Annotated in this window: 23 protein-coding genes; 6 read left to right on the forward strand and 17 right to left on the reverse strand. The window is 36.4% G+C overall.

Annotated features, from left to right (window positions below):
• Positions 1-2: 2 nt before the first annotated feature.
• The 9 genes from spoVAD to dacF all read right to left on the reverse strand — a co-directional run bounded on the left by spoVAD (position 3) and on the right by dacF (position 5,823).
• Positions 3-1,019, reverse strand: coding sequence for a stage V sporulation protein AD (spoVAD, locus tag DN408_RS09485; protein WP_002165116.1), 1,017 nt, complete (start codon positions 1,017-1,019; stop codon positions 3-5).
• A 13-nt stretch (positions 1,020-1,032) separates the two neighbouring features.
• On the reverse strand, positions 1,033-1,491 hold the full coding sequence (gene spoVAC / locus DN408_RS09490) for a stage V sporulation protein AC (protein ID WP_002128953.1): 459 nt from the start codon (positions 1,489-1,491) through the stop codon (positions 1,033-1,035).
• Between the two features lie 12 nt (positions 1,492-1,503).
• Entirely contained in the window at positions 1,504-1,920 is a 417-nt protein-coding gene (gene spoVAB, locus DN408_RS09495; RefSeq protein ID WP_016092269.1) for a stage V sporulation protein SpoVAB, read from the reverse strand.
• Positions 1,913-2,533, reverse strand: a complete 621-nt coding sequence (locus tag DN408_RS09500) for a stage V sporulation protein AA (protein WP_002067040.1) — start codon at positions 2,531-2,533, stop codon at positions 1,913-1,915. The genes spoVAB and DN408_RS09500 overlap by 8 nt, the downstream gene beginning before the upstream one ends.
• Before the next feature lie 115 nt (positions 2,534-2,648).
• Positions 2,649-2,750 carry a methionine/alanine import family NSS transporter small subunit gene (locus tag DN408_RS09505; RefSeq protein WP_002094424.1) on the reverse strand — a complete coding sequence of 34 codons (102 nt, stop codon included), beginning with the start codon at positions 2,748-2,750 and terminating at the stop codon, positions 2,649-2,651.
• A gap of 154 nt (positions 2,751-2,904) precedes the next feature.
• The gene (gene sigF, locus DN408_RS09510) at positions 2,905-3,663 is read right to left on the reverse strand and encodes an RNA polymerase sporulation sigma factor SigF (RefSeq protein WP_002014922.1); all 759 of its coding nucleotides are present in this window, start codon (positions 3,661-3,663) and stop codon (positions 2,905-2,907) included.
• A gap of 12 nt (positions 3,664-3,675) precedes the next feature.
• Positions 3,676-4,116: an anti-sigma F factor gene (gene spoIIAB / locus DN408_RS09515; RefSeq protein ID WP_001243400.1), complete on the reverse strand. Its 441-nt coding sequence runs from the start codon at positions 4,114-4,116 to the stop codon at positions 3,676-3,678.
• Positions 4,117-4,467 (reverse strand): anti-sigma F factor antagonist, encoded by a 351-nt coding sequence (spoIIAA, locus tag DN408_RS09520; protein ID WP_002128957.1) that lies wholly within the window; start codon positions 4,465-4,467, stop codon positions 4,117-4,119.
• 165 nt (positions 4,468-4,632) lie between these two features.
• On the reverse strand, positions 4,633-5,823 hold the full coding sequence (gene dacF, locus DN408_RS09525) for a serine-type D-Ala-D-Ala carboxypeptidase DacF (protein WP_002088461.1): 1,191 nt from the start codon (positions 5,821-5,823) through the stop codon (positions 4,633-4,635).
• Between the two features lie 166 nt (positions 5,824-5,989).
• Between dacF and DN408_RS09530 the strand changes: the two genes are divergently transcribed.
• Genes DN408_RS09530 through DN408_RS09545 form a run of 4 tightly spaced genes read left to right on the forward strand, consistent with a single transcriptional unit; the run spans position 5,990 to position 9,411 of the window.
• Positions 5,990-6,409, forward strand: a complete 420-nt coding sequence (locus DN408_RS09530) for a GntR family transcriptional regulator (RefSeq protein WP_002033900.1) — start codon at positions 5,990-5,992, stop codon at positions 6,407-6,409.
• Positions 6,375-7,256 (forward strand): ABC transporter ATP-binding protein, encoded by an 882-nt coding sequence (locus DN408_RS09535; RefSeq protein ID WP_078177779.1) that lies wholly within the window; start codon positions 6,375-6,377, stop codon positions 7,254-7,256. The genes DN408_RS09530 and DN408_RS09535 overlap by 35 nt, the downstream gene beginning before the upstream one ends.
• Complete coding sequence (locus tag DN408_RS09540; protein ID WP_147740074.1) at positions 7,246-8,313, forward strand: ABC transporter permease; 1,068 nt, start codon at positions 7,246-7,248, stop codon at positions 8,311-8,313. The genes DN408_RS09535 and DN408_RS09540 overlap by 11 nt, the downstream gene beginning before the upstream one ends.
• A 12-nt stretch (positions 8,314-8,325) precedes the next feature.
• The gene (locus tag DN408_RS09545) at positions 8,326-9,411 is read left to right on the forward strand and encodes an ABC transporter permease subunit (RefSeq protein WP_078177777.1); all 1,086 of its coding nucleotides are present in this window, start codon (positions 8,326-8,328) and stop codon (positions 9,409-9,411) included.
• An 18-nt stretch (positions 9,412-9,429) separates the two neighbouring features.
• Here DN408_RS09545 and DN408_RS09550 read toward each other — a convergent pair whose 3' ends face one another.
• Together DN408_RS09550 and DN408_RS09555 are read right to left on the reverse strand one after the other, a co-directional pair.
• Positions 9,430-9,975 (reverse strand): hypothetical protein, encoded by a 546-nt coding sequence (locus tag DN408_RS09550; RefSeq protein ID WP_078177776.1) that lies wholly within the window; start codon positions 9,973-9,975, stop codon positions 9,430-9,432.
• A gap of 100 nt (positions 9,976-10,075) precedes the next feature.
• A complete protein-coding gene (locus DN408_RS09555; RefSeq protein ID WP_002088468.1) occupies positions 10,076-10,495 on the reverse strand; it encodes a MarR family winged helix-turn-helix transcriptional regulator in 420 nt (139 codons plus the stop codon).
• A gap of 160 nt (positions 10,496-10,655) precedes the next feature.
• Here DN408_RS09555 and DN408_RS09560 point away from each other — a divergent pair, with 160 nt between their 5' ends.
• Positions 10,656-11,327 (forward strand): SIMPL domain-containing protein, encoded by a 672-nt coding sequence (locus DN408_RS09560; RefSeq protein WP_002033894.1) that lies wholly within the window; start codon positions 10,656-10,658, stop codon positions 11,325-11,327.
• A gap of 134 nt (positions 11,328-11,461) precedes the next feature.
• Positions 11,462-12,751, forward strand: a complete 1,290-nt coding sequence (locus DN408_RS09565; RefSeq protein ID WP_002143039.1) for an NCS2 family permease — start codon at positions 11,462-11,464, stop codon at positions 12,749-12,751.
• A gap of 33 nt (positions 12,752-12,784) precedes the next feature.
• On the opposite strand, the gene corA is transcribed toward DN408_RS09565, so the two are convergent.
• The 6 genes from corA to xerD form a co-directional block, all read right to left on the reverse strand.
• Positions 12,785-13,747 (reverse strand): magnesium/cobalt transporter CorA, encoded by a 963-nt coding sequence (gene corA / locus DN408_RS09570; RefSeq protein WP_002067031.1) that lies wholly within the window; start codon positions 13,745-13,747, stop codon positions 12,785-12,787.
• A 209-nt stretch (positions 13,748-13,956) separates the two neighbouring features.
• Positions 13,957-15,261, reverse strand: coding sequence for a pyrimidine-nucleoside phosphorylase (locus DN408_RS09575; RefSeq protein ID WP_078177775.1), 1,305 nt, complete (start codon positions 15,259-15,261; stop codon positions 13,957-13,959).
• A 7-nt stretch (positions 15,262-15,268) separates the two neighbouring features.
• A complete protein-coding gene (locus tag DN408_RS09580) occupies positions 15,269-16,090 on the reverse strand; it encodes a purine-nucleoside phosphorylase (RefSeq protein ID WP_078177774.1) in 822 nt (273 codons plus the stop codon).
• Between the two features lie 12 nt (positions 16,091-16,102).
• Entirely contained in the window at positions 16,103-17,287 is a 1,185-nt protein-coding gene (deoB, locus tag DN408_RS09585) for a phosphopentomutase (protein ID WP_002014935.1), read from the reverse strand.
• A gap of 364 nt (positions 17,288-17,651) precedes the next feature.
• Positions 17,652-18,392 (reverse strand): FixH family protein, encoded by a 741-nt coding sequence (locus tag DN408_RS09590; RefSeq protein ID WP_078177773.1) that lies wholly within the window; start codon positions 18,390-18,392, stop codon positions 17,652-17,654.
• Between the two features lie 146 nt (positions 18,393-18,538).
• Entirely contained in the window at positions 18,539-19,429 is an 891-nt protein-coding gene (gene xerD, locus DN408_RS09595; RefSeq protein ID WP_002067028.1) for a site-specific tyrosine recombinase XerD, read from the reverse strand.
• Between the last annotated feature and the right edge of the window lie 3 nt (positions 19,430-19,432).

Below are 19,432 nucleotides of genomic sequence, written 5' to 3' on the forward strand. Positions count from 1 at the left end.
ATTCACTCTCCTTTAACGCTTTCAAACACAACACCATGCGCAATCGTTGGAATCGTTTCCTTCTGTTGTATCATCATGGGACTTAATAGAGCTCCAGTTGCAACGACAAAAATTCTTTGTAAATTCCCTTTTTGCATTTCACGCAATAAATGGCCGTATGTTACAACAGCTGAACAAGCACAACCACTGCCCCCTGCAAACACTTCTTCTTGATTTGAATTGTAAATCATTAATCCACAATCATTGTATACATTCCCCAAATCATACCCTTCCTCAAGTAAAAGTTGTTTCGCAATTGGTGTCCCAACAGCCGATAAATCACCAGTAACAATAAGATCATAATCAGCTGCACTTCTTCTCAAATCTTCAAAATGTTGTTGAATTGTATGAGCAGCAGCTGGTGCCATCGCTGATCCCATATCTAAAGGATTAGCAATTCCTAAATCTTGCACTTTACCAATTGTTGCTGCTGTTATTTTAATTGCACTCTCCTCATTGCTAATTAATATTGACCCTGCTCCGGTAACAGTTGAGTTTGCTGTCCCTGGCTTTTGTCCTCCGTATTCTGTCGGGGAACGAAATTGTCTTTCAGCCGTCGCATTATGACTACTTACTGTAGCTAAAATACGATTCGCAAATCCACCATCTATAAAAGCTGATCCAATCGCCAAAGTTTCCATTGACGTCGCACAAGCGCTGAACATCCCTAAAAAAGGAATACCATACTCACGAGCAACATAATTTGCTGTCACTGTTTGGTTTAATAAATCTCCCGCTAAAAAGAAATCAATTTGCGATTTTTTTATATTCCCTTTTTGCATCGCTTGTTGAATTGAGTCTGACATTAACCTTCGTTCAGCAAGTTCCCAGTTTTCCTCTCCGCAATGTAAGTCAGAATATGAAATATCAAAATCCTTTCCAAGAGGGCCTTCAGCTTCTTTCGGACCGACAGCAGTACCAGTTGCATTCACGAAGATATCATTTTGAAATACCCACGTTTGTTTTCCTGTCAATCTCATACCCACCCCTCCTTTAAGACATTAAAATTTGAAATGTATATCTTATTAACCCGATAATGTATGCACCGACGACTCCAAATACAATGACACTTCCTGCAAGCTTAAACATGTTAGTAGCGATTCCTAGAACAATCCCTTCACTCCTATGCTCTAGTGCGGCACTCGCCATAGAATTCGCAAATCCAGTAACTGGTACTGCTGATCCCGCTCCAGAAAACTGCCCGATTTTATCATATACACCACACCCTGTTAAAATCGCTGATAGTAAAACAAGAGTTGCAACTGTAGGGTTTCCTGCCTCTTTCTCACTAAAGTGAAAGTAATGTATATAAAATTTCATCAACACTTCTCCTACCGTACAAATGAGTCCACCAACAAGAAATGCCTTCACACAATTTATGAAATAGTTCGGTTTTGGATGGTACTCCTTCACTTTATTTATGTAATCGTCCTTCAATTTTCGCCCTGCCATATATATTGCCTCCTACTTTACGAAATAAATCCAGTGAAACAACGAGCCTATTACTTTCCCAAGTACAAGAGCAACGAGTAAAACAATAATTTTCTCCTCTACCCTTACTCGTTTCGCTAAAATAGGTAAAACGTTTAACACTTCCGTTAACGCCGCAGCGAGCATTCCAATGAATGTGCCACAAAATATCCCTAATATAACAAGCCAATATTGTGACGTTTGAAATGTAATATTTTTCAAACTACACCAAGCCCCTGTTAAAGTACCTGCAATGACCGCCCACTCAAAGTATTGAATATGCTTTCCACTTCTCGTTAATTGAGCTAAACGAGGGATTATACCAAGTACAGCTAAAAACGCGACATATCCGCTCCCTACTGCAATTCCTCCAGCTAAGCCAATTAATACAACAAATGCACACTCAATCATCAGCAATCTGTTTCATATTATCCTTGTTTTCATGAACAATTACATATTGATCAAGCGACTGCTGATATTGAAACATCTCAACTTCTAACGGGCTCGGCTCTTCATTAATTCTCTTTTGAAATACATGATTAAAAAATAAGACCATACCTAATCCAAGACCTAATGAATAAGGAATTTGAAATAAAAGTGGTTGCGCCTTAAATTCTCCAGTAATCATGTAATATAACCGTTGGTGTACTTGTTGCATACTTACATCTTCATGGAAATAAATGATCGCAAGGGCCGCTCCAATGAAAAGTAACAACCATACAAGTCCGAAGAAAACCGGATGCACTTTCTTTTTTTCGTATATAATTTCAACAAGAGTTTGTCCAGAACCAAGTAAATTAATTTGTATGTGAGCCGCTTTTTGTTGAATAATCTCAATCACTTTCATAACATCAATTACAACATGTGTTTTATCATGCGCTGTTATTTTGTAGACTATTTCATTTTGTAACAACTCAACTACAAAAGAATCTCCGGCAAGTTGAGCAACATCGCTCAGCTTTACTTCATACGTAGGAGACACTTTTAAGCGATTGCGCATTTTAATATAAATCGTTTGTTCCAATTTTCATTCACCCCTTCACTCTTCCTCGTAGTTGTAGTATGGTTATTGGAATTTTTTCTAATACAATTTTTTCATAAAAAAACATCTGTACCATTTCGGTACAGATGTTTTTAGCTTATGCCTTTTTCTTAAATAAATTTGCAATACTTAATGCAAGTCCTCCCCAAATGACTACCATACCTATAACCATCATCATAATCGCTGATCCACTCATCATGAAACACCTCGGTCCTTCCATTCTTTTTCAAGCTGGACAGAGTCTGAATGTATTTGTGCATTCCATTTCTTCAGACTAATGACTAGTGCAACTATAAGAAACGCTGCCGCTATCGACCAACCATACGTTACAACAAAAAAAATCGAATAGATAGCTATTCATCTATTCGATCTTTCATCTGTTTTAATATTTTCTTTTCAAGTCTTGAAACTTGTACTTGCGAAATGCCTATTCGCTCCGCTACTTCTGATTGGGTTTGGTCTTTATAATAGCGCAAATACACAATTAGCCTTTCTCGTTCATCCAATTCTCTAATTGCTTCTTTTAAAGCAATTTTATCAAACCATTTCGTTTCCGATTGATCTGCAATTTGATCTAAAATAGTAATTGGATCTCCGTCGTTTTCATACACAGTTTCATGTATCGACGAAGGAGCACGACTCGCTTCTTGCGCCAGAACAACTTCTTCCGGCGTTAGTTCAAGAGCCTGTGCTACCTCATTAATCGTTGGAGCCCTTCCAAATTCTTTCGAAAGCTCGTCTCTCATCTTTCGGACTTTGTTTCCTGTTTCTTTTAAAGATCTACTTACTTTCACTGATCCATCGTCACGTAAAAATCGTTGTATTTCACCGATAATCATTGGAACTGCATATGTTGAAAATTTCACGTCGAAAGATAAATCAAATTTATCTACCGATTTTAAGAGTCCAATACATCCAATTTGAAATAAATCGTCTGGTTCGTATCCTCGATTAAGAAATCGCTGTACAACCGACCATACGAGACGCATATTACTTTGAACGATTGTATCTCTCGCTTGTTGATCTCCATCTTGACTTTTTTGAATTAACGCTTTTAGCTCGTGGTCCTTTAACTGAGGTTTCTTCTTCTCATTTCTGACCTCTATGTCCATTGGCTATTCTCCTTAATTGCATAGAGCGTTACTATTTGATAAGTATTTTGTCAAATGGATTGTTGTCCCGAAAGATTCGTTTGAAATAACTTCTACTTCATCCATAAAATTTTCCATGATAGTAAATCCCATTCCGGAACGCTCTAATTCAGGTTTAGTTGTAAAAAGGGGTTGTCTTGCTTCATCTAAGTTAAAGATACCAATCCCTTCATCTCGAATCGTGAGTTTCACCATCGCTTCTTCCAAAATCACTGAAATATAAACAACACCTTCTGCATTTCCTTCATACCCATGAATAATTGCATTTGTAACCGCTTCTGACACAACTGTTTTAATCTCTGTTAGTTCTTCCATCGTCGGGTCTAATTGCGCAATAAAAGCAGCTACCGTAACACGAGCGAATGATTCATTCTGACTTAACGCTGAAAATTGAAGGTTCATTTCATTTCTCATCTACGCCACCCCCAACGTCGCGAGCGCATGCGCTTCACTTTCTTCTAAACGAACAATTTTGAATAGACCTGACATTTCAAATAAACGTTTAACGGGCGGTGAAATTGCACAGACAACCATCTCTCCACCTAATCCCTTTACATGTTTATATCGGCCTAATATAACGCCTAAACCAGAACTATCCATAAATGTTAAGTTCTCTAGGCTCAAAATAATATGATGAACACCATGTGTCTCAATCATATCTGTGACTTTCGTTCGCAACTCTTCAGCAGTATGATGATCTAACTCGCCCTCTAGCCTCACACATAAGACGTCACGTTTTACTTCTAAATGCATGGAAAGACTCACACGATTTCCTCCTTATGCTCAAACTTTACTCATTAACATAAGATTTTCGTGATATAAAATCAGAATCCTTCCTACTGACAAAAGAAGAACTATTTCGTCATAAAGTGAAACCTTTCAGCAATTATTTCAGTAAATACGAACAGAAAAACATCAAAATTTCCGCCGCTATTTTGATGTTGAAAACATCCCAAAACTTCTTTTAAATAACTCCCACCAGCTCGCTGCCTCAACATCTTCTTTCGCTACAATTGTTTGTTTTAATAAAACATCTTTATCTCTTTTAATAACAAGTGTGCCAAGTGCATCACCTTTTTTAATCGGTGCCTTCACTTTCTTTTCAGCAATCACTTCTTGTTTAACTTTGTCCATATTTTCGCCCTTCTTCATAAGAAGAGACACATTGTCTGACGCAACTAAATCTACTTTTTCTTCCTTACCTTTTCCTACTTGTACAGTCTTAATTTTCTCACCACGTGTATATAATTTCTTTGTCATGTATTGTCCAAATGCATAATCAAGAAGCTTCGTTACTTGATTGTTCCGCTCTTTTGATGTAGGTGCTCCCATTACAACTGAAATAACACGCATACCATTTTTCTCAGCCGATGCCGTTAAACAATATTTCGCTTCTGTCGTAAAGCCTGTTTTCACTCCATCTACTCCAGGATAAAAACGTACTAGCTTATTCGTATTAACAAGCCAAAACTTCTTATCCGTATTTTCACGTAAATAGTCTTCATATTTACCTGTGTATTTTCGAATAAGTGGATACTTCATCAACTCTTTTGCCATAATAGCCATATCATTCGCTGTAGAATAATGATCTTTCGCTGGAAGACCTGTCGGATTTTGAAAATGTGTATTTTTCAATCCTAGATCTTTCGCTTTTTTGTTCATCATATTTACGAAACCTTCTTCTGAACCAGCGATATGCTCAGCTACTGCAACCGATGCATCATTTCCAGATGCAATTGCAATGCCCTTTAACATTTCATTTACAGTCATCTCTTCCCCAGGTTCTAGAAAAATTTGTGATCCGCCCATTGAAGCTGCGTGTTCACTCGCTCTAACTTTATCGTTTAGTTTTAGTTTTCCTTTTTCAACTTGTTCCATAATTAATAGCATTGTCATAATCTTTGTCATACTAGCAGGTGGTAACTTTTCATTCGGATTTTTATCAAACAAAACTTTACCTGTATCTTGCTCAATTACGATCGCTGACGACGCTTGTTCCGCTAACTTCGGCGTGGTTTCTTCTGTTTTTTCCTGCTTCGTTTTCTCAGATTGTGCGAAACTAACTGAAGTACCAGAAAGCAATAACATGAAACAAACAAGTATTCCAAAAACTCGCTTCATGACTAACCCTCCATTCTATATCAAACTTATTTTTTCCAATTTATACATTTTTAATACCATATTTTTCTATTATTTTCAGTTGACAAATAAATTCATTGCCTATATTGTATTAAGTGTATTACACGTAGTAGTACACTTAATACTCATCAGGAAGGAGACATTGCTCTTGCATATTCAACTTGATCCAAGAAGCAACACTCCGATATGGGAACAAATTGTTCAAAATATAAAAGAGCTCGTACTAAAAAATATGTTAGCTCCAAGTGATAAACTTCCTTCTGTACGCGAGCTTGCTTCTTTGCTCGTTATAAATCCAAATACAGTAAGTAAAGCTTATCAAGAATTAGAGCGACAAGGGATTATTGAAACATTACGAGGAAAAGGAACATTTGTAGCCCAATCGATTACCCCAACATTAGACGAAAGGAAAATCGCTATGGTTGAAAAGCAATTTCATCAATTATTACTAGAAGCCTCTTATCTTGGGATTACGAAAGATAAAATTCACGATTGGATAGATTCATACTATAAAGAGATTGGAGGAAATACAGATGTTGAAAGTGACAAACTTGAAGAAAACAATTGATAACCAAACGATTTTAGACGATGTTTCTTTCACATTACAAAAAGGTAGTATCGTCGGATTGCTCGGAAGAAACGGTGCGGGGAAAACAACTTTATTACGAACGATGGTCGGCATTTTAGACCCCGATGAAGGAACTGTTACATATGAGAATACAGATGTTCATATGCATCCTGAAATTAAACAAAAAGTTGTATACGTTCCAGACTCTACTAACATACTGAACGGATATACAGTAAAAGAAATCGTAAAGTTTTATAAAGCGGTTTATACAGCATTTGATGAACAATATTTTTATGAAATATTAGAACTTTTTAATTTACCAAACAAACGTATTCGTAGTTACTCAAAAGGAATGAAAGCACTGCTTGCGATCATTTTAGCTTTCGCTGCAAAAGCAGAATATGTCATTTTAGATGAACCGACAAACGGACTTGATCCTATCGTCAAAAGACAGATTCTACAATTTCTCGTTGAAGAAGTAGCAGAAAAAGAAATTACAATTTTCATCTCCACTCACCATTTAGATGAAGTTGAAAAAATTGCCGATACAATCATTATTTTAAAAGGACATACAGTAGATTCTATTACATCACTAGATGATGCAAAATCACGATTTGCCAAAATACAAGTTGCTTATGAACGTTCATTACCTCAAAAACTAGAAAACTTAAGCAATATTAAAATATTAAACCAAACAGGAAAAGTATATACAATCTTAATTGAGGAAAATGTGGCTACAACACTGGAGAAGTTTTATAAAGAGCAACCAATACTCATTGAAGAATTATCAATGTCACTTGAAGATGTCTTCGTTACGACACTTGAGGAGGATGGGTATGTTTCATAAGGCGTTGTGGATGTGGAATTGGAAGCGTGGGAAGTATGCTGCTTTACTATTTTTCTTTAGTTCACTTTATTTTTTATCTTTCAGATACTATCAAGCAGCTGAAGATCAACAGTCTCTCTTTCTCCATCCAGAAAGCATGGGTGAAAAAAAGTTTTACTATCATTATTCTTTTCATTCTTCTGATAGCTTTTGGTTGGGTATTATTACAATCGCCCTAGCCTGTATATTAATAGGTTGGGAGCGAAGTAATCAAAATGGGAATTTATTTATGACGTTACCATTTAAAAGGCGTGATATGTTCTTATCAAAGTGGATTTTCGGTGCATTTTTCATTGTAATATCACTTCTTATCAATTGGGGTCTTATGTATTTTATTTATAAATCTACAATCCACTTTGAGTATCAATCGTTCGAACCGTTTCATCGATATTTTCTTTATGCAATTTTTTCATATATTGCTATCTATACTGTCTCTTTATGTATTGGCACATTTACTGGCAGTATTATTTCACAAAGCATCTTTAGCATTACTTTTTGCGTAATGGGAATGGGAGTCTTTTCACTCTTACTCTTTTTCTTTACGATTCACGCTGATGCAATACAAAGGAATAAAAGTTATGCAAGTTCTGAAAAAATTTATGAACTCAATAGAAAAACCGACATTTCAGGTCCTATATTAAACTTTTCAATTAATTATAATTACCATCCTAGTGCCCAATCGTATGAGGAGCATGGCAAAGTGATACAGAAAGGTCCTACTTCTCATAGTTACTACTCTGCCAAAGCAATTCTTGTTCCTATCTTCTATACAATTTTTTGCTTATTCATCGGTATGTTTCTTTATACAAGATCACCAAATGAAAATAATAAGAAAATCTTCCTTTTTCAAAAATACCGCTCAATCTGGATATGGAGTACTATCTTATATTTCGCATTAATAGGTGGCCAAATGTTAAAACGTTTTGATTTATTATTTAGTTACTATGTTGGATTCTTTTTAGTTGGAATCGTCACTTATTTTGTACTATCACGTCTTACAAACTATAAAGTTTTTTAAAGGAGAGATCCTATGTTTCAAAAAGCATTATGGATGCACACATACAAACAAAGTAAATATATGGTTTGGCTATTTTGGTTAGTAAGTTTCTACATACTATCATATAAATACTATTTGGCAGCCGCAGAGCAACTAAACTATTTACATGATAATAACAAATGGAAATATATATTCCGGTACAATTATCATCTTTCACTTACTGACGCTATCATGGTTCAAGGAGCAATCCTCATTGCATTAGCCTGCATCCTTATTGGATGGGAACGTCAAAATCAATCAAGCGACTTTCTATGGTCCATGCCATTTAAACGGAAAGATCTCTTTATAACGAAATGGCTTTTTGGTGTGTGTAATATTGTAGCTATCGTTATATTGAATTGGGGACTTTTTGCTATTATGAAAAAGACAACCTTTCATAATAAGTATCAAGTATTTTCACCATTTCATACTTATTTCTTATACATGGTTATCGTCTTAATTGCTATCTATACACTTGCATTATGCATAGGAACAATTGCTGGTAATATGGTCTCACAAGGATTCTTCAGTGTCGCTATACTTGGATTCCCTTTTATTTTGCCTACTCTAATTGTCGGGATTATTTCCATTCATACGGTTGGACTTATTTCCAACCATACCTTCTATACGGAGGAAAATGTAGGTCGTTATGGCTCAGTAATAGAAAAAGTGAGTATTTTAGCACCAGTTCGCGAATTCAATATTGATTTTAATTATGATCCTCAACGTGCTTATACTGATGAACATGGCGTACGTCATGACGAGCCGAATTTTACGTATATTCCTTCAGCGACGAAACTTATTGGTCCAATCGCAAATATACTTATTCTATTACCTTTAGGAATGTACTTATATACAAGATCACCTAATGAACAAAATGGAAACTTTCTATTATATCCGAAGCTCAAAAAACTATGTATGATATGTTGTGTAATCTTTATTGGAATGTTTGGAGGAATGGTAGCAGGAGGAAGTCGCTCTATCTTGAACTATTATATTGGTTTTATAGGGACCAGTACGATAGTCTACCTACTATTATCTCGCTTATTAAAATTTAAATTTTCTTGGCGTGTAAAATAACCTCCTCTCAAAAGGAGGTTATTTCACATTCTCTCTCCTATCCCCATACACCATCTCTTCTTTCATTCCAAACCCATCACCGTTTGGCACAATTTGCTCCGTCGGTGCGACTACACTTTCAGCAATTTTCCATTCGCCGCGCTCTTTCACAAATACTTGCAGAAAATAGTTCATACCATTTAATTGATACGCATTTTCTTTTTTCACATTATAGTGCACCGCAATGTAGTGCACTTGAATATTTTCTTTCCCTGCTTTTGATACGTATTGCGATAATCTTGGAATGTACATTGATGCTTTCTTAAATGGTAATTGCTTCGCTTTAACGAGCGATGAACTTGTTACATTACGCAAAGTGTCCTGATTACGAACATTATCGCTATGATGAAATAATACTGCGTTTTGCATAGAACGAACCCATAATTTCGAATACAAGACGGTATTATCATTCTCAATGTACTTCACTTCTTTTTGCACCACTTGGATAGGGCTATCAGCGTACATGAATGTATGAAAGCAGAAAAAACTTCCAAGTAAAATGGTAAGTGCAGCAATATATTTCATAATCTTTCCTCCGATCTGTTTAATTAAAGTATCGGAGTTTCAAAATATTTTTATTCAAAAGAAAAAGGATAGGAAAGCTCTCGCTTCCTATCCTCATTTATTATAATACGCGGCCAAATAGTTCTAAAACCATTTCTATCTCTTGGTCGCTCCAACCTTTAAATTTCTCTTTATAATATTCTTTACGCACAGCTTCAAGCTTTTCAGTTACTTCTCGTCCGTTTTCAGTAATTTCTAAGTATACGATACGACGGTCCGAATTTGAACGTTTTCTTTCAACAAACCCTTTTCGCACGAGACGATCTGTTACAGCTGTAATATGACTGGAGGTTACGTTTACTTCACTCGCAATTTGCGAAGCCATCTGTGGACTTTTTAAAAATAACGCACGTAATACAGAGAATTCATTATATGGCATATGCTCTGAAAAACGTGTATTAATATCATTTTGTAATAAACGTATCATCTTTCGAAATGATGCAGATAGATCTAAAATCAGTGTTTCTCTATTTTCGTTCACTAGCCTCGTCCCTTTTTTATCATATTTACACATATTATAATCTATAAATACCTATATTGTATATGCTTTCTTCCCTCAACATTCTCATTTATGTAACTTTTTTCATAAGATTTTCTTTTTTGTTCACACATATACATATAAAAAAGGATGGTGAGCATAAATGCAAAGTGGAATGAATCCGTATTTACATAATATCCGTACGACGAATACTGGTAAAGAAGCTACTATTACTGTACAAGGAGAAGGCATTATAAAGGCAAAACCAAATGTTGTCATATTAACACTGGGCATTCGAACAGATAGTAAAAATGTAAAACAGGCGCAAGAAGAAAATGCAGTGCAATCGAAACAATTGCTTGATGCACTCAAACAGCTAGGTATTGCCGATAAAGATATAGAAACCATTTCTTATACAATTACTCCTCAATACGAATATGTAAATGATAAAGCATTACTACAAGGCTACCGTGTGGAGCATTTGTATGAAATTACCGTTTTAAATGTGCAAAAAGCAGGGGAAGTATATGATATAGCCGTTACAAATGGTGCAAACGTAGCAAAAGGATTACGTTTTCGAATATCTCATCCAAATAAATATTATGAGCAAGCTCTCATTCAAGCTCTGCAACAAGCAGTAGACAAAGCTCGTACAATTGCGAGTACCTACAATTTAAATATTAATCCTGTTCCCCTCTCACTCGTTGAAGAATCTGCCCAATTACCACGGGAGATCTCATCATATGCTACTTTGCATGCGCAAGCAGCTCCGCCCATTCAATCAGGAGAACTAGAAATCATTTCATCTATCCGGGCAATTTTTACGTATTTATAAATAAACTCATTTATAAGTAACCGTTATCATTTTCGTTGTTGTAAAAACATGATGTTCTGATATAATAAAGGACGGTGAGCTCTTACATAAGAGATATCACGGGTGGGAGAGGGATATGAAAAAGAAGGTTTAACATGAAAGGAATACTTGAAAGAACATTTAAATTAGACTTACACCAAACATCACCAAAACAAGAAGTTTTAGCTGGAGTCACGTCATTTTTCACAATTGTTTATATTATGATTGTAAATGCGTCAATCTTATCAGATGCCGGCATTCCTCTTGAGGCAGGAATTTTGGCAACTGTTTTTAGTTCATTTGTCGGATGTCTGCTCATGGCATTTTGGGCAAATGCACCTGCTATTCTTGTCCCTGGTATGGGTGTAAATGCATTCTTCACGTACACTGCTGTGCATACGCTCGGTTTAACTTGGCAGGAAGCATTGGCAGCTGTTTTTATCGCCGGTATTATTTTTACAATTGCTGCTTTTACACCGATTGCTCGCGTGCTTTCGGTATCGATTCCAAAGTCATTAAAGGAAGCGATCACTGTCGGTATCGGGTTGTTTTTAGCTTTCATCGGCTTGCAAAAAGGTGGTTTAGTCGTTTCGCATCCTAATACTGCTGTTGCAATGGGAAAATTAAGTAGTCCTGTCGTTCTTGCCACACTACTTACTCTTATTGTCGCACTTGTACTATTTGCGCGTAACGTACGTGGAAGCTTTTTATGGACGATTGCAATTGGAACTGGTATTGCATGGCTGTTTGGCCTTGTTGATACGAGTCAAATGGGAAATAGTTCGTTTTCATTCGCTAATTATGGCGATGTGTTTGGAGCTATGTCATTTGGGAAACTTTCTTCCTTGCCATTTTGGATTGCAACATTCTCCTTAAGCATGGTGCTTATTTTTGAGAACATGGGACTTTTACATGGTTTATTAGAAGATGATCGTAAATTCCCACGTGCTTACCAAGCAAATGCAATTTCAGCAATGACATGTGGTCTATTTGGCACAAGCCCTACCGTTTCAACAGTAGAGAGTGCCGCAGGTATTACTGCAGGCGGAAAGACAGGTCTGACGTCTATCGTTACAGGGTTGTTATTCTTCGCATCACTGTTTGCGCTTCCGTTTGTCAAAATAATTCCTGACAGTGCCATTGCACCAATCTTAATTATTATTGGCGGGCTGATGATTACAAGCATTCAACAAATTCCTCTGAACGACTTTTCAGAAGGATTTCCAGCGTTTTTAATTATCGTTATGATCCCGCTCACATATAGTATCGCTGATGGCATTGCGTTCGGATTTATTGCTTATCCTATCTTGAAAGTTGCACTTGGAAAGCGTAAAGAAGTCGCACCGTCCATGTATATTATTACATGCTTATTCTTAGCCATGTTCGTATTACACGCTATTGGCTAAGAAAAAAACACCGAGGAAATCCTCGGTGTTTTTTTACTTAAACCAACCTTTTTTATAAAACCAAGCCATCATTCCGCCGCCAATTAATGCCATTAAAATTAAGCAAATAAAATAACTATACTTCCCGCCAAGCTCTGGCATATGTGCGAAGTTCATGCCGTATACCCCTGCAATAAATGTTAACGGCATGAAAATAGTTGAGAAAACAGTTAATGTTTTCATAATATTGTTCATATGGTGGGAATTCAACGAAAAGTAACTATCTCGAATATCTGCTGTTAATTCACGGCTCGCTTCAATCATCTCTGTCAGTTTAAGCAAATGATCATGTATATCTTTAAAATAAATTTCATGATCGCTTATACCGTAAAAACGTGTTGAATTTAATATACGATACAATAAATCACGCATCGGAATAATTGTACGCCTTAGCTTAGATAAATCTGCACGAATATCAAATACTTCTTCTAGCACACTTCCTGCTGTCTCACCCGTTAAATTATCATCAATTGCATTTAAATGGTCTTCGATGTAATAAACAGGTGCGAAATAATCATCTACAATTTGGTCAATAATTGTATGTGCTACATGCAAAGGACTCTTCTTAATACGTTTCTTTTCACCGAGCGTTTTCCATACTCTTTCAATCGCATTATTATGAGAGAAATGGAAAGAGACTATATATCGATCACTAATAAATAAATCGATTTCATGCGGTTCTAATCCGTCTTCTCCGAATGCATGAAGAACTAAAAAGTTATATCCATCATAAAAATCTACCTTTGGTCTCTGTACATACTCTACACAATCTTCAATTGCAAGGGGATGGAACTTGAAGTGATCTTGTAAAATATATGTATACTCCTCTTTCGTTGGCTTATATAAATCAAGCCAATACCATATGATGTTCTCTTTTTTCGTTTCTTCTAGCGAAACATCATATAAAACTTCATTTTTTTTCGTTATTGCACAAATTCTAATCATAATTTCACCCATTACTATTATAAACAAAAAATAGTAAAAAAAGCCAAGGAGAAATCTCCTCAGCTTTTTTTATCCCGCTATTTGCGGGCAGTAACACACCTACCTCAAAATTCAGCGAAAGCAAAGAAGTTAGGTCTGGGTCGGGCTGCCCGTAAATGCCTGATTGGTGAAGGCTAATAATCAGTGGGGATAAAGCCCCCACTGATTAAAGTTTCACTTTATTACTTCGTTACAATTCCGTGTACTAAAGTTGGTGCATCTACGTGATCTTTAGCGATTTTCATGTTCTCATAAATTTTCGCTTTTACGTCTTCAACATTTTCGCGGTTTGCGTAAATTGTAACAAGAGAGTCACCTTTTTTCACGCTATCACCTACTTTTTTGCGGAGCATTAGACCAACTGCTAAATCAATTTCAGACTCTTTCGTTGCACGCCCTGCTCCTAAAAGCATTGCTGCTGTTCCGATTTCATCTGCAACGATTTCCGATACGTAACCGTCTTCTTTCGCTTCCACTTCAATTTTAAATTGTGCTTGTGGCAATTTAGAAGGATCATCAACAACAGATGCATCGCCGCCTTGCGCCGATAAGAACGTTTTAAATGATTCTAGCGCTTTACCATTGTTCATTACTTCAATTAACTTTTCACGTGCATCTTCTAAAGATGAAGCTTGTCCAGCAAGGTACACCATCTGACTTCCAAGTGTTAAACATAACTCTTCTAAATCTTTCGGTCCCTTACCTTGTAATGTATCAATTGCTTCTTGTACTTCTAATGCATTACCAATTGCTTCACCAAGCGGCTGACTCATATCAGAAATAACCGCCATCGTATTACGACCAACGTTATTACCGATGCGTACCATTGCTTCTGCTAAACGCTTTGCATCTTCATCCGTTTTCATAAACGCGCCTGCTCCAGTTTTTACATCAAGAACAATTGCATCTGCACCAGCAGCAATTTTCTTACTCATAATTGAGCTAGCGATAAGAGGAATTGAATTTACTGTTGCAGTTACATCACGAAGCGCATATAACTTTTTATCAGCAGGTGTTAAGTTTCCACTTTGACCAATAACAGCGATTTTATTTTCATTTACAAGACGCATGAATTCATCATTTTCAATTTCCACATGGAATCCTGGTACTGCTTCTAATTTATCAATTGTACCACCCGTATGTCCTAGACCTCGTCCAGACATTTTCGCAACTGGTACACCTAAAGCAGCTACTAATGGACCTAATACAAGTGTCGTTGTATCACCAACTCCACCCGTTGAATGCTTATCTACTTTTACCCCTTCAATGGCTGATAAGTCAATTGTATCACCGCTATTTACCATTGCCATCGTTAAATCTGCACGTTCTTGATCATTCATATCTTGGAAGAAAATTGTCATTGCAAGTGAACTCATTTGATAATCTGGAATACTACCATTTGTATATCCTTCAACGATAAAGTTAATTTCTTCTGTCGTTAATGCATGTCCATCACGTTTTTTTGCAATTAGGTCCACCATTCTCATTGTGAAGTCACCCCTTCATTTGTTTTACAATTGCTTTTACTAATGCTAAGAAATTAGCTTTAACACGTTCTGTCGTTTCAATTACTTCATCGTGATGAAGTGGTTGATCTAAAATACCAGCTGCCATATTTGAAATACAAGAAATACCTAGTACTTTCATACCTGCATGACGAGCTACAATTACTTCCGGTACTGTTGACATACCAACTGCATCTCCGCCAAGTGTACGAAGCATACGAATTTCAGCAGGTGTTTCATATACAGGACCTGTCATTCCAACATATACACCTTCTTGTACTTTAATATTTAAATCTGCTGCAACTTGTTTCGCCATTTCGCGAAGTTCTGGCGTATATGATGTAGACATATCAGGGAAACGTGCACCCATTTCAGAATCATTTGGTCCGATTAATGGGTTCGTACCCATGAAGTTAATATGATCTGAAATTAACATAAGATCGCCTGGTTCAAATGATGTATTTACACCACCAGCTGCGTTCGTTACAACAACTGTTTCTACACCTAGTTCTTTCATAACACGAACTGGGAATGTTACTTTTTGCATATCGTATCCTTCATAGAAATGGAAACGTCCTTGCATTGCTACTACTGTTACACCTTGAAGTGTACCGAACACAAGTTGACCTGCATGTCCTTCTACAGTTGAAACTGGGAATTCAGGGATTTCACTGTATGGTACTGTTACTGCGTTCTCGATTTCATCTGCTAATACACCTAGTCCAGATCCAAGGATTAGTCCTACTTGTGGTGTCTCTTGAAATTTCTCTTTTAAGTATGAAGCTGATTTTGTAATTAGTTCACGATTCATCTGTTTATCCCCCTATTTCTTTAGCTCGTTTAAGAAGCTTGTTCCATGTTCTGGCATTTTAACATTAAAGTTTTCTGCTACAGTTGCACCAATATCAGCAAATGTTTGACGAAGTGATAACTCTTGTCCGCCTTCTTTCATGCTTGGGCTATATGCTAATAACGGTACATATTCACGTGTATGATCAGTACCAGGATGTACTGGATCATTACCATGGTCTGCTGTAATTAATAATAGATCATCTTCTTTTAGTTTTTCGAATACTTCTGGAAGACGTGCGTCATATTCTTGCAATGCTTCTCCGTACCCTTGTGGGTCACGACGATGACCAAATAAGGCATCAAAGTCAACTAAGTTTAAGAAGCTAATACCTGTAAAGTCCATATTTAATGTATCTACAAGCTTGTCCATTCCATCCATATTTGATTTCGTACGAAGTGATTCAGTTACACCTTCTCCATCATAAATGTCAGCAATTTTACCAATAGCAATTACATCATAATCGCTATCTTTAAGTTCATTCATTACTGTGCGACCAAATGGTTTTAACGCATAGTCATGACGATTTGGTGTACGTGTGAAGTTTCCTGGCTCTCCAACGAACGGACGAGCAATAACACGCCCTACCATGTACTTCTCATCTAATGTTAATTCACGTGCGATTTTACAAATTTTATATAGCTCTTCAAGTGGTACTACTTCTTCATGAGCTGCGATCTGTAATACACTATCAGCAGAAGTGTAAACAATTAAAGAACCTGTTTCCATTTGTTCTTGACCAAGCTCAACAAGTACCTCTGTTCCAGAGGCTGGTTTATTACCGATAATTTTACGACCTGTCTTTTCTTCTAATTCATCAAGTAATTCTTTCGGGAATCCTTCAGGAAACACTTGGAATGGTGTATCAATGTAAAGGCCCATGATTTCCCAGTGACCTGTCATTGTATCTTTACCTGTAGATTTCTCTTGCATTTTTGTATAATATCCAAGCGGTTTCTCTACTTTAGAGATTCCTTTCATTTCACGAATATTACCAAGGCCTAATTTCACCATGTTTGGCATGTGTAATCCATTCATATGTTCAGCGATATGACCAATTGTATCAGAACCTAAATCACCAAACTGCTCAGCATCTGGTGCTTCACCGATTCCCACAGAGTCCATTACGACTAGGAAAATACGTTTATATTTATTCATAACTGCAACCTCCTATATGTTCAGTTCTACTTCTTGTAGTATGTTCAAAACGCTATAAAGTGAAACTGTTATCAATGGGAATTATCTTTCGTCCTCATTATCAAACAGTACTGCTTTAAACCAGTCTCTAACTTTTTCGTTTTACTTTCAAACGAATCAAAAAAATTTCTAGTTTTTTCTAAGTCAGATGTCAGACATCTGATATTGATATCATACCATGTTTACGCTTTCTTTTTAATACATTTTCGTAGAATTTCTCATTTTCTTTACCCTTCTATTGTAATCCATTCTGCAAAGAAGTGCTAATCATTTTATAACATATTTCCTAATATAAAAATAAAAAGCAGCTCTAAAGAGCTACTTTTTATTTTACTTCTACTGTTTCTTCTTTATGTTCATGTAGTTCACCTTTTCTTACATGAACTTTCACTTTATAAGCACCATTCTCTTTGAAAGTATGTTTACTTTCATACTCCCCTTTATTCCCTTCTTTCGCCGGAATAAATTCGTGTTTTTCAACGCCGTCTTTCCAAATCTCAAGTTGTACTTCGGCACCAGTTAACGCTTCTTCTTTTTGTTTTAAATGGACTTTCATTGTTGATTCAGCATTTGCTTTTATGTCACCGGCCATAAGATGAATCATTGTGTCACTTTTATGATCACCGTGTCCTGCATTATGATTACCACTTTCTTTTTTCGCATCTTCTACTTTCGCATTCCCTACAGCAACTTTGTGTTCTGGCATAACGTGTATATCACGTGCATTTGTATGAGGAATAATATGATATACTCCATCCGTTTCAAATGTTTTCTCTACTGCATAAACACCTTTTCCTTTATGCTTACCATCTAACATCTCGTGTTTCTCGTCGCCATCTTTCCAAATCTCAAACTTTACGTCATCAGCATCCGTTACTCTTTCTTTTCCTTGTGTAACAAGTGCTTGTACTTCTGTTTTTTCACCAGGTTTAATTTCTTTCGGATTCGTTTGAACCGCTACGTCTATACCTTCAAGTTTCTGTCCTTTTTTCGGTTCTTCTTTGTTTGTATTACAGCCAGCCAATGCTAGCATCGCGATAAATAATGTAATAATAAGTTTTTTCATCTTCATTTCCTCCTTCATACTTTCCTTAGTATAGAGGAAATACATTGTAATATTCTAGTCTTCTGCTGAAAACAATGTACGAAATGTTTGTGAAGTTTCTGTGAAATGGTTCACTCTTCTTAATCTATGAAAAAAGAGCATAGTGACTATGCTCTCGGGTGAAACTGTTTATATACATCTTTTAATCTAGTTTTTGAAACGTGCGTATAGATTTGCGTCGTTGAAATATCTGCATGTCCAAGCATTTCTTGTACAGCACGCAAATCTGCCCCGTTTTCTAATAGATGCGTAGCAAAAGAATGGCGTAACGTATGCGGTGTAAGCTCTTTTGCAATATTCGCTTCTTTCGCTAGCCGTTTTAAAATTTTCCAAAATCCCTGTCTCGATAATCGATTACCATGATGGTTTAAAAAGAGCGCATCTACTGCTTTTTTACCCATCAATTCTCTTCTTCCTTTTTCAATATACTTTTGAATCGCTTCTGTCGCTAAGCTTCCTAGTGGAATAATTCTTTCTTTGTTCCCTTTCCCGATACAGCGAACAAATCCCATCGTTAAGTGCACATCTTCTAAATTTAATGCAATTAATTCTGAAACACGAAGTCCTGTTGCATACAACAACTCTAACATTGCCTTATCACGAATCCCAAAAGCACTTGCCGTTTTCGGTGTTTGAAGCAATGCTTCCACTTCGTCGATTGATAATACTTTTGGTAATTTCCGTTCCCCTTGTGGCGTTTCAATATGTACCGATGGGTCATGCTCCACTGCTCGTTCACGAAGTAAAAATTGATGAAACGAACGAATCGATGCAATATGACGCGCCAATGTTTTTGAAGATTTCCCGTTTTCTTTTAAATGCTGCAAAAAGTTAACAATATGCAAGCGTGTCACTTCATGAAACGTCTTCGTTTGTTCTACATTTTGCAAATACTTCACATAGCTTTTTAAATCGCGTTCATAAGATACAACTGTATTTTTCGCTAAACCTTTTTCAACAATCATATAATGAATAAAATCTTTTAATTGATCTTCCAATCT

It is taken from the genome of Bacillus sp. AR13-1, from assembly GCF_008042285.1.
In the GTDB taxonomy this organism is placed as follows: Bacteria; Bacillota; Bacilli; order Bacillales; family Bacillaceae_G; genus Bacillus_A; species Bacillus_A mycoides.

Coding starts and splice junctions, on each gene's coding strand:
- spoVAD (WP_002165116.1), bottom strand. CDS start 1,019: ATGAGATTGACAGGAAAACAAACGTGGGTATTTCAAAATGATATCTTC.
- spoVAC (WP_002128953.1), bottom strand. CDS start 1,491: ATGGCAGGGCGAAAATTGAAGGACGATTACATAAATAAAGTGAAGGAG.
- spoVAB (WP_016092269.1), bottom strand. CDS start 1,920: ATGATTGAGTGTGCATTTGTTGTATTAATTGGCTTAGCTGGAGGAATT.
- DN408_RS09505 (WP_002094424.1), bottom strand. CDS start 2,750: ATGATGAGTGGATCAGCGATTATGATGATGGTTATAGGTATGGTAGTC.
- sigF (WP_002014922.1), bottom strand. CDS start 3,663: ATGGACATAGAGGTCAGAAATGAGAAGAAGAAACCTCAGTTAAAGGAC.
- spoIIAB (WP_001243400.1), bottom strand. CDS start 4,116: ATGAGAAATGAAATGAACCTTCAATTTTCAGCGTTAAGTCAGAATGAA.
- dacF (WP_002088461.1), bottom strand. CDS start 5,823: ATGAAGCGAGTTTTTGGAATACTTGTTTGTTTCATGTTATTGCTTTCT.
- DN408_RS09535 (WP_078177779.1), top strand. CDS start 6,375: ATGTTGAAAGTGACAAACTTGAAGAAAACAATTGATAACCAAACGATT.
- DN408_RS09540 (WP_147740074.1), top strand. CDS start 7,246: ATGTTTCATAAGGCGTTGTGGATGTGGAATTGGAAGCGTGGGAAGTAT.
- DN408_RS09545 (WP_078177777.1), top strand. CDS start 8,326: ATGTTTCAAAAAGCATTATGGATGCACACATACAAACAAAGTAAATAT.
- DN408_RS09550 (WP_078177776.1), bottom strand. CDS start 9,975: ATGAAATATATTGCTGCACTTACCATTTTACTTGGAAGTTTTTTCTGC.
- DN408_RS09560 (WP_002033894.1), top strand. CDS start 10,656: ATGCAAAGTGGAATGAATCCGTATTTACATAATATCCGTACGACGAAT.
- DN408_RS09565 (WP_002143039.1), top strand. CDS start 11,462: ATGAAAGGAATACTTGAAAGAACATTTAAATTAGACTTACACCAAACA.
- corA (WP_002067031.1), bottom strand. CDS start 13,747: ATGGGTGAAATTATGATTAGAATTTGTGCAATAACGAAAAAAAATGAA.
- DN408_RS09575 (WP_078177775.1), bottom strand. CDS start 15,261: ATGAGAATGGTGGACCTAATTGCAAAAAAACGTGATGGACATGCATTA.
- DN408_RS09580 (WP_078177774.1), bottom strand. CDS start 16,090: ATGAATCGTGAACTAATTACAAAATCAGCTTCATACTTAAAAGAGAAA.
- deoB (WP_002014935.1), bottom strand. CDS start 17,287: ATGAATAAATATAAACGTATTTTCCTAGTCGTAATGGACTCTGTGGGA.
- DN408_RS09590 (WP_078177773.1), bottom strand. CDS start 18,392: ATGAAAAAACTTATTATTACATTATTTATCGCGATGCTAGCATTGGCT.